This is a genomic window from Nostoc sp. (assembly GCF_041747015.1).
Classification (GTDB): Bacteria; Cyanobacteriota; Cyanobacteriia; order Cyanobacteriales; family Nostocaceae; genus Nostoc.
In genome coordinates this window covers 1-9,355 of sequence record NZ_JBGTFY010000434.1, presented here as the reverse complement: position 1 = coordinate 9,355, position 9,355 = coordinate 1, and the positions used below count along the sequence as shown (strand labels likewise).

At 43.0% G+C, this 9,355-nt stretch carries 7 protein-coding genes; 4 read left to right on the top strand and 3 right to left on the bottom strand.

Annotated elements, in window-relative coordinates:
• Positions 1–188: 188 nt before the first annotated feature.
• The 3 genes from ACEW80_RS34210 to groL all read right to left on the bottom strand — a co-directional run bounded on the left by ACEW80_RS34210 (position 189) and on the right by groL (position 4,645).
• On the bottom strand, positions 189–887 hold the full coding sequence (locus ACEW80_RS34210; protein WP_373530877.1) for a hypothetical protein: 699 nt from the start codon (positions 885–887) through the stop codon (positions 189–191).
• Positions 888–937: 50 nt separating this feature from the next.
• Positions 938–2,080 carry a magnesium/cobalt transporter CorA gene (gene corA, locus ACEW80_RS34205; RefSeq protein ID WP_373530876.1) on the bottom strand — a complete coding sequence of 381 codons (1,143 nt, stop codon included), beginning with the start codon at positions 2,078–2,080 and terminating at the stop codon, positions 938–940.
• An 879-nt stretch (positions 2,081–2,959) separates the two neighbouring features.
• Positions 2,960–4,645 (bottom strand): chaperonin GroEL, encoded by a 1,686-nt coding sequence (gene groL / locus ACEW80_RS34200; protein ID WP_373530875.1) that lies wholly within the window; start codon positions 4,643–4,645, stop codon positions 2,960–2,962.
• Between the two features lie 156 nt (positions 4,646–4,801).
• Here groL and ACEW80_RS34195 point away from each other — a divergent pair, with 156 nt between their 5' ends.
• The 4 genes from ACEW80_RS34195 to ACEW80_RS34180 all read left to right on the top strand — a co-directional run bounded on the left by ACEW80_RS34195 (position 4,802) and on the right by ACEW80_RS34180 (position 9,050).
• Positions 4,802–5,884: an MraY family glycosyltransferase gene (locus ACEW80_RS34195; RefSeq protein ID WP_373530874.1), complete on the top strand. Its 1,083-nt coding sequence runs from the start codon at positions 4,802–4,804 to the stop codon at positions 5,882–5,884.
• A gap of 146 nt (positions 5,885–6,030) precedes the next feature.
• Complete coding sequence (gene lysS / locus ACEW80_RS34190; RefSeq protein ID WP_373530873.1) at positions 6,031–7,716, top strand: lysine--tRNA ligase; 1,686 nt, start codon at positions 6,031–6,033, stop codon at positions 7,714–7,716.
• Positions 7,717–7,935: 219 nt separating this feature from the next.
• Entirely contained in the window at positions 7,936–8,343 is a 408-nt protein-coding gene (locus ACEW80_RS34185; protein WP_373530872.1) for a type II toxin-antitoxin system RelE/ParE family toxin, read from the top strand.
• Complete coding sequence (locus ACEW80_RS34180; protein ID WP_373530871.1) at positions 8,340–9,050, top strand: helix-turn-helix domain-containing protein; 711 nt, start codon at positions 8,340–8,342, stop codon at positions 9,048–9,050. The genes ACEW80_RS34185 and ACEW80_RS34180 overlap by 4 nt, the downstream gene beginning before the upstream one ends.
• Positions 9,051–9,355 lie beyond the last annotated feature (305 nt).

The window sequence follows — 9,355 nt, the reverse complement described above, 5'->3', positions numbered from 1 at the left end:
TTGGCGGTATCTTTCTGTGGCACTATCCTCACGATCGCTCGCACTGGACGTTATCCAGCAAGTTTGGTCTTTCGGGAGTCCGGACTTTCCTCAAACCAGTAACTATGACTGATCTGCAACTGCCTGCGTCTACTCTCTCCTTAGATCCAGTGTAATCTTCGATGGCGTAGTGTGTCTGTGTCTGGTTGCTATTGCTTCTTTTTATTCCAAGGTAGAGCGTAAGTCCAAGGTAGCTTCCTGACTGTGAAAGGACAATTGATAATACTAATGGGAGGGAAATCACGACCTAGAGCTAGACCTAAACGCACCTCAGATATCCGTAGCACCAGTTGCAAAGAAAAGTCCAACTCCTTTCTTCTGTTAATAAAGTCGTTGTACAAACCTTTTTGTCCTTTTTGCAGCCCGGTGATATCAATTAGTGGCTTCTTTGCTAAATAGGTTCCAGTGACTTGATCGCGCTCGAAAACGTCTTCTGCTGTCACCGTCTCAGAAAGTGTTTTCTTGGGGGCAATCAGGCTAGGACTTTGGGGTACAGCTAAGTCGCGGGTTAAGTCTGGTGATTTCCGAATTACTCGGCGCGATTGTTTGCTATGTTCAACTACCAAAGAACTGTTGTCCCAGTCAACGTATACAGCAATATTATCAGATTTATTTTCAATGCTAATAGATAAATCTTTCAAATCGTCAATTGCGTATGAAGATTTGAGTTTAAAGGAAACTCCAATTTTATCGTCGAGATTTTGCTCTTTGAGTTGTTCGTCAACAATTCCTTTTTTAAACTCAAATTTAACTTGGTCATCGATGGATTCAACCATGCGGTTAAACACATAAGAAACACCGATAATATAAATTGTTAAAACAACTAAATTCTGGTCGCTACTCCTCATAACTCAGAATCTTAACTCCCGGTGCTAATGAATGTATGTTCGACTCATCTTTAATTACGCTTAATTGTTACAGAATTTTGCAGCCAGCCGCGTCGCCAAAAAAAGAATAGTAAGCTAAATGCGATCGCAGCCATTACTGCCAAGCAAATCGGGTAGCCCCAATACCAATTCAACTCAGGCATATTATATGGCGATTTTTCAGTACTGAAATTCATCCCATATATTCCAGCCACAAAAGTCAGTGGGATAAATATTGATGAAACTATCGTTAGTACCTTCATAATTTCATTCATTTTGTTGCTGACTGCCGAAAGGTACACATCCATTAATCCAGATGCTAGTTCTCGATAAGTTTCCACCATATCCATTACTTGTACCGTATGGTCATAACAATCTCGCAAGTAAATTCGCACCTCATCACTAATTAGTTCACTACCATCTCGAATCAAAGAGTTAATAGCATCCCGCTGCGGCCAGATAGCCCGGCGTAATTGCAGTAATTCTCGCCTAATTTGATAAATATTTTGTAGTGTTTGCGGAGTCGGTTTAACTATTACCTCCTCCTCTAGCTCTTCGATTCGCTCCCCATAAATCTCCAGCACCGGGAAAAAGCCATCAATAATCGCATCTAACACAGCGTAAGCTAAATAATCGGCTCCCTGTTTGCGGATGATACCTTTGTTTTTTTCAATCCGCGATCGCACGGCTTCAAAGCAATCATGTTCTGGTTCTTCTTGGACTGTGAGCAAGTAATATTTTCCCAATATCAAACTCACTTGCTCGCTGTAAAAACCACAGGTTTTTTCCTTTGGTACTACCATCCGAGCAATGAACAGCAATTGATCTTCATAATCCTCTGCTTTGGGACGTTCCGGCACATTAACTACATCTTCTAAAACGAGAGGATGTAACTTAAAAACTTTACCCAATCGTTGTAATATGTCTTGACTGCCTAAACCTTGTACGTCTACCCAAGAAATAGATTCTGTATCAAGATAGGGGATACATTCCTCTGGACTTGCTATTTGTTCACGGATAAATTTGGTTTGATTATAGTCAATCAAGAAAATTATTGGTGGTGGAGCATCTGCATCAATAATAATGGTTCCTGGTATAGTTCCTGGTTGGTGATAGAACTCATCTTCATCTCGCTTAGTTACTATTTTGGGGAGGTGACGCAGTTTTCGTGCCATTAAATATTACCTAATAGTCATTAGTCATTGGTAAAAATAATTGACCAATGAAAACCAACCATTTCCACGTAATTTTACAAAATTTAATACAAAGACGGTAATTTCTATAGTAATCCAATTTAATTTTTCTTAAAAAGACTAAAATTTGAGTAATTTCACCAATTTTCAATCCCCTTCTTTCCATCTCATAACCGCAGTGGCTCCAATACGGTTCGGATAAGATCCCCCCGCTTGTGGCGACCCAATACGCTTGGGTTAAGACTAAAATCCTTTGTCAAAGTCAATTTTTTTAACGTAGACGCGGAGCGGCTTCCCGCAGGGTACCACAGAGACGCAGAGAAGCCAGTGCGTTGCGGGGGTTCCCCCCGTTGTAGCACCTGGCGCAACACAGAGAGAAGGAAAAAATGCTTAACTGAACTGTATTGGGGGTTAGGGGATTTTGTTAAAAGTCCCTAAAGCCTTGGGTAGAAGAGCTAGCGCTGCGCGAGAGTTCCCCCGTTGAAGCAATTAGCGTGCGATTTCTAAACACTTTTTTGACTAAATTTTATATCTTGTTTCTAAGTCACAATGCTTTTGTTGATAAAACTGATCGGTTTGTCCATGAAACTGATCAGTGTATCCATGAAACTGATGTGTTTGTCCATAAAACTGATGCGTTTGTCCATGAAACTGATCAGTGTATCCATGAAACTGATCGGTTTGTTGACTACAGCTTTTGAAAAACCCGAAATCAATAAATAATATTGATTGAAACAATGATACAGCGTTTCCTATGCGTAAGTCCTATTGATTTTGAAATATACGTAGGGTTAGTACAAAAAACAGTTTGCCTTGGTTAAGACAAACTGTTTAAAAAAATATTATCTGGGTGAGCAGAAGTTAGAACATACCGCCCATGCCGCCCATGCCGCCCATGCCGCCCATGCCACCCATGCCACCCATACCGCCCATACCGCCCATATCAGGGGCAGGAGCAGCTGATCTCTTCTCCGGCTTTTCAACAATGATCGCTTCGGTGGTTAAAACCATACCAGCAATGGAACCAGCGTTTTGCAAAGCTGAACGCACGACTTTGGCAGGATCGATAATGCCAGCAGCGATCAAGTCTTCAAATTCACCAGTAGCGGCGTTGTAGCCAATGTTGAAATCGGTATCCCGGACTTGAGAGACGATCACAGAACCTTCAGCACCAGCATTATCTGCTATTTGGCGCAAGGGAGCTTCTAGCGCTCGTCCGACAATATCAGCCCCAATCTTTTCTTCCTCATCTTCTAGGCTGTTTTTAATCGCCTCAACTGCCTTGGCTAAGTGAATTAGAGTCGTCCCACCACCAGGAACAATACCTTCTTCCACAGCAGCCTTAGTGGCGTTCAGCGCGTCTTCAATCCGCAGTTTGCGGTCTTTGAGTTCGGTTTCGGTTGCCGCACCCACTTTAATCACTGCCACACCGCCAGCAAGCTTGGCAATGCGTTCTTGGAGTTTTTCTTGATCGTATTCAGAATCGGTTTCTTCCAACTGCCTGCGAATTTGAGCAATCCGCTTTTGTACCTCTGGCTTGGTGGTACTACCGGCTACAATTGTGGTGGTTTCTTTATCAATGGTGATTTTGCGGGCAGTTCCCAGCGCTTCTAGAGCAGCGGTATCCAAGCTCAAGCCGATTTCTTCAGAAATCAACTGTCCATCGGTGAGAATAGCAATATCTTCTAACAAAGCTTTGCGGCGATCGCCAAACCCAGGCGCTTTAATAGCAGCCACGGCCAGTACACCCCGCGCTTTGTTCACCACCAGAGTTGCTAAAGCATCACCTTCAACATCTTCAGCGATGATCAGCAAGGGCTGACCAGAACGGGCAACTTTTTCCAAAATCGGCACTAAATCCTGGATGCTACTGATTTTTTTGTCAGTAACCAAGATCCGGGCGTTTTCAAATTCGACTATCTGCCGCTCGTTATTGGTGACGAAGTAGGGTGAAATATAGCCTCGATCAATCTGCATCCCTTCAACTACTTCTAGTTCAGTTGTTAAGGATTTGGATTCTTCAACGGTAATGACACCATCTTTAGTGACTTTTTCCATTGCTTCGGCTAACATATTACCGACTTCTTCATCGTTGCCAGCTGAAACAGTGGCAACTTGAGCGATCGCACTTCCTTCTACTGGCTTGGATACCTTGGCAATTTCTTTTACCAGTGCCTCAATGGTTTTGTCGATCCCGCGCTTCAAGCTAACTGGGTTACTACCCGCCGCGACGTTCTTCAAACCTTCCCGAATCAAGGCTTGGGCCAAAACAGTAGCGGTGGTGGTGCCATCTCCAGCAACATCTTTAGTTTTTGATGCTACTTCCTGCATCAGTCTCGCACCAGTATTTTCCAAAGGATCTTCTAGTTCAATTTCCTTGGCAACAGTGATACCATCGTTGACAATTTGAGGTGCGCCAAATTTTTTCTCTAAAAGGACATTGCGACCTTTAGGCCCCAAGGTGATTTTTACGGCATCAGCAAGGGCATTAACACCCCTTTCTAGAGCTCGCCGTGATTCCTCGTTAAATGCAATAATTTTCGCCATGTTTTATTTTTCTAGCGCTTTCATTAGACAATTTAGCACTCACACGTCAAGAGTGCTAATCTTCCAAGCCGCTCAATTTATAAATGGAAATAAAAAATTGATTAATATACAGGTGATGCTCATATTAGATCCAGGCAGTAATGCTTGAATTGGGAGATGAATCTAGAGAACTCCCTTAAGTCCCTTGGTATTGCCGACCCTAGCGGCACCGGCTGGTTGGCGGTAGTATTTACATTCGTCTTGGCTTGGCTTGTAACGTGGCGTTTGATTCCGACAGTACGCAAATTTGCCTTGCGGGTAGGTTGGGCTGACCAACCCAACGCCCGGCGACTCAATCGAGAACCCTTACCCAATGCCGGGGGGCTGGCTATCTACGCGGGTGTGATTGCCGCGCTGGTATTAGCTAGCCTTTTACGACCTATCGAACTCCAAAACGTATTGGCTCAGGTGCTGACTATTTTGTTAGGGGGTTCGATATTAGTCCTTGTGGGTTTTATCGATGATCAGTTCGGCTTACCTGCCTCTGTTCGTTTATGGACACAAATTGTTACGGCACTGTTATTGGTGGCTAATGGCATCAGTATCAAAGTGATGTTTGGTACGCCCATCGACTCGCTTCTGTCAATGTCCCTGACAGTATTGTGGGTAGTAGGAATTACCAACGCCATCAATTTGATGGATGGTATGGACGGTTTGGCGGGAGGAATCAGCTTTATTACCGCCATGAGTTTGTTAGGGGTTTCAGCCCAGTTTAACAATCGTGCGGCGGCAACACTGGTTTTAGCAGCCTTGGCTGGTGGTGCACTAGGCTTTTTACGCCACAACTTCCACCCCTCGCGGATCATTATGGGTGATGCCGGAGCATACTTTTTTGGCTATGTGCTGGCGGCTACTAGTATTTTAGGAAGACTCCAACAAAACACGATCTATGCCCTGATTCCCACGGTTTTATTTCTGCTATTACCAGTACTAGATACCACTCAAGTATTTGTACGCCGTCTCCTGGCTGGAAAGAATCCTCTCAGTACTCCTGGCAAAGACCATCTGCACCACCGTTTACTGGCTTGGGGACTCTCTCAGCGCTATGCTGCGTTTACACTTTGGTCAATTACTTTGGTTTGCAACTTGCTAGCCATGAGAATACAAGGCATGAGTTTTGCTGTAATGCTGACTACAGCCAGTAGCATCATTATCCTTTTGGGTTTTACTGTTTGGCAAAGAATATACCAAAAGTCCTAGTTACCTGTAGGGTGGGCATTGCAATGCTAGCCCTACAATGATTTATTCTTTGCATGGTCAAGATATTTTACCAATAGAAATAAATCTGCATATTGTCAACTTTTACAGCATCTATAATTAATCTTGCCCCCTGAAAGTTCGTTACCATGTCGGAAGAAGATATCCGTGCCGCTAGGCTAGAGAAAGTAGAACAGCTCAAGCAGTTAGGGACTAATCCCTATGCATATCGTTGGGAATCTACTCATCATGTAGCGCAATTGCAAGAAAAGTTTACCGATTTATCCAGTGGTGAAGAAGTTGATTTAGAAGTTGCGATCGCTGGACGCATTATGGCGCGTCGCGTTTTTGGTAAATTGGCTTTCTTCACTTTGCAAGATGAAACAGGCACAATTCAGCTTTATTTGGATAAAAATCGCATCCAAGAAAACATGGCAGATATTGATGCCGATGCCTTTAATCACCTGAAACAGCTTACAGATGCAGGTGATATCCTGGGAGCCAAAGGCACTATCAAACGGACTGAAAAGGGCGAGTTATCTGTCTACGTTAAACAATATACTATCCTCACTAAATCGCTGTTGCCCCTACCCGACAAGTGGCATGGGTTAACGGATGTTGCCAAGCGCTACCGTCAGCGCTACGTTGATTTGATTGTTAACCCGGAAGTGCGGCAAACTTTCCGCCGTCGCGCTCAAATTACTGCCGGGATTCGTCGCTATTTGGAAGAACGGGATTTTCTGGAAATTGAAACGCCAGTTTTGCAAAGTGAAGTTGGGGGTGCAGATGCCCGGCCATTTATCACTTACCACAACACTTTAGAAATGGAGTTGTATCTGCGAATTGCTACAGAACTCCATCTCAAGCGGTTGATTGTAGGTGGTTTTGAAAAGGTGTTTGAATTAGGGCGAGTTTTCCGCAATGAGGGAATTTCAACTCGACACAATCCCGAATTTACGACGATTGAACTTTACCAAGCCTACGCCGACTACAACGATATGATGGCGCTGACTGAGGGGATGATTACCACTGTCGCCCAAGAGGTACTCGGCACGCTGCAAATCACCTACCAAGGAGAACCTATAGATTTAACACCACCTTGGCGGCGGGTGACAATGCACGATTTAGTTAAAGAATTTACAGGCTTGGATTTTAATTCTTTCCCAAGTTTGGCAGAAGCAAAAACAGCAAGTATAAATGCTGGGATTCCTGGTGTAGATGAAGGCCAATCGATTGGTAAGTTACTAAATTTAGCCTTTGAAGAAAAGGTAGAAGCTAATTTAATTCAACCTACCTTTGTAATTGATTACCCTGTAGAAATTTCGCCTTTAGCAAAACCCCACCGTTCTCAACCTGGTTTGGTGGAAAGATTTGAGTTATTTATCGTCGGGCGAGAAACTGGGAATAGCTTCTCAGAACTTACCGATCCCATTGAGCAAAGAGAACGCCTAGAAGCCCAAGCTGAAAGAAAAGCGGCTGGCGACTTAGAAGCCCAAGGTGTAGATGAAGACTTTTTGACAGCTTTAGAATACGGTATGCCGCCTACAGGTGGTTTAGGGATTGGGATTGATCGGTTGGTAATGTTATTAACTGATTGTGCCAGTATTCGGGATGCGATCGCCTTCCCCTTACTCAAGCCTGAAGGCAGCGTTATTAAGCAATTTAGCTATGACTCAAAAACTCAAACACTGACTATTGAATTTGATAGTGGAAGTGTTTACGAGTATTTCAAAGTAGCTCCTAGTGTCAAGGAGGACTTAGATAATGCACCGTCTAAAGGTCAATATTTTAACAAGTTTATTAAAGGGAAATTTAAATTTGAACAATTGAGTTGAGTTAGTAGTCTGTCAAGAAATAATTGACGAATAGATTTGCTGTAGAGACGGCGATTTATCGCGTCTCTCTAACTCATTCAAAAGTAGGGTGCGTTATGGCTTTGCTTAACGCACCATTTTTATTGCCTAAGTTGCACTCACTGATTCTATATGATATTCCTTATAAAGAATAATACAATTGACATTCCTTATAAGGAATACTATACTGTGAGGTAGGAAGTGACCTGGACTTGGGAACTTTATCTAGATGTCAATGGAGAAATCCCCAAAGATTTGCTGGCTTTTTTCATCAGGATGATTCCTGAAAAGGAGCAACCAGAAAATCCACCAAAGCCATTACTGAGTGCTTCTGAAACCAAGCGTCTGCAAGTTAATCTTGGCTACCTGTGCAACAAAGGACTCGCATCACTTACCAGTGGCATCTTTGAGAAACTGGAAGATGATTTGTATGAGTTACGGATGACTAAGAGCGAACATAATCCACGGTTTATCTTAACGGCTGCTACTCCTCAGAGGTTTGTGGTGCTGTACGCTTTTATGAAGAAATACGACAACGCGATCAAAGATAGAGATAAAGAACCTGCAAGACTGAGATTGCGTGAATTGCAGCAAAGGGAAAAGTCATGAAAAAGCCTAATTTTCAAGCTTGGTTGCAGCAAAAAGTCAGTGACGAACCAGAGGTGATTTTGGCGGGAAAGTTAGAGTATTTGCGCCTTTATCTCACCGATGCCATGCGGGAAATACGGAATAAAGCAGGATTGACTCAGACGCAGCTAGCGGAAAAACTGGGAGTGCAGCAAGCGGCGGTGTCCAAGTTAGAGTCGGCGTTAAAGGAACATGAATTAGAATCAGTGTTGCACTATTTACACGCTTTGGGTGCAGATTTGCTGGTAGCCATCAAACAAGGGGATGACTTATATCAAGCCAGCAATAACGAAGGTGTATTGCTGGTAGATATACCAGATGTAGTTGCACAAAAGGCATTGGCGGCAAACATGAGCTTGCGGGAATATGTGCGTGTTGCCGTTGAGAAGTTTTCGAGTCAGGATAATAGACTGAGAACAGCTTTGGTAAAACTGCTGGAAAGTGACGATGCGGTAGCAGTGAAAGTGAGAGCGCGTTTAGGTTCAAGGACAATCCAAGAAATTGCTGTAGAGTTGGAAAAATGTCTGAGTCTATCTGAAGAAGATAGGATTTTTGCTGTGAAAAATGTTTTGGCTGCTAATGTGGCGTGTGCAGAAAGTAATCGCGGAAGTAGTGATGAAGTTGATGAAATTGAGTTGTTGAATTTAGCTGAAGAATTGCTAGAAAAGTTGGCAGAAATTTTGGGGTAAGCACTATTGTAAAGTCATTGAAGTAAGGAAAATAGCGGTAGTATTTTACAAAATACAAAAATGCTTTAATACAAAATGTATAAATTAGAAATACAGATTTATATAATTTTAAAAATTCATAAGATGAATAAAATGATTGAATCATTAGAATCAGCAAATTCCGCTATAAATAGGGCTTGCTGAATAAGTCTCCAGAGCGAATCTAGAAGCCACACAGCTTACAAAATAGTAGTTTCGTCGCTTAGTTTCCCAATTTGCCCGGCGCTCGCCGACGAAAGTGCAAGGTTTTTGAACCTCTGGATGCT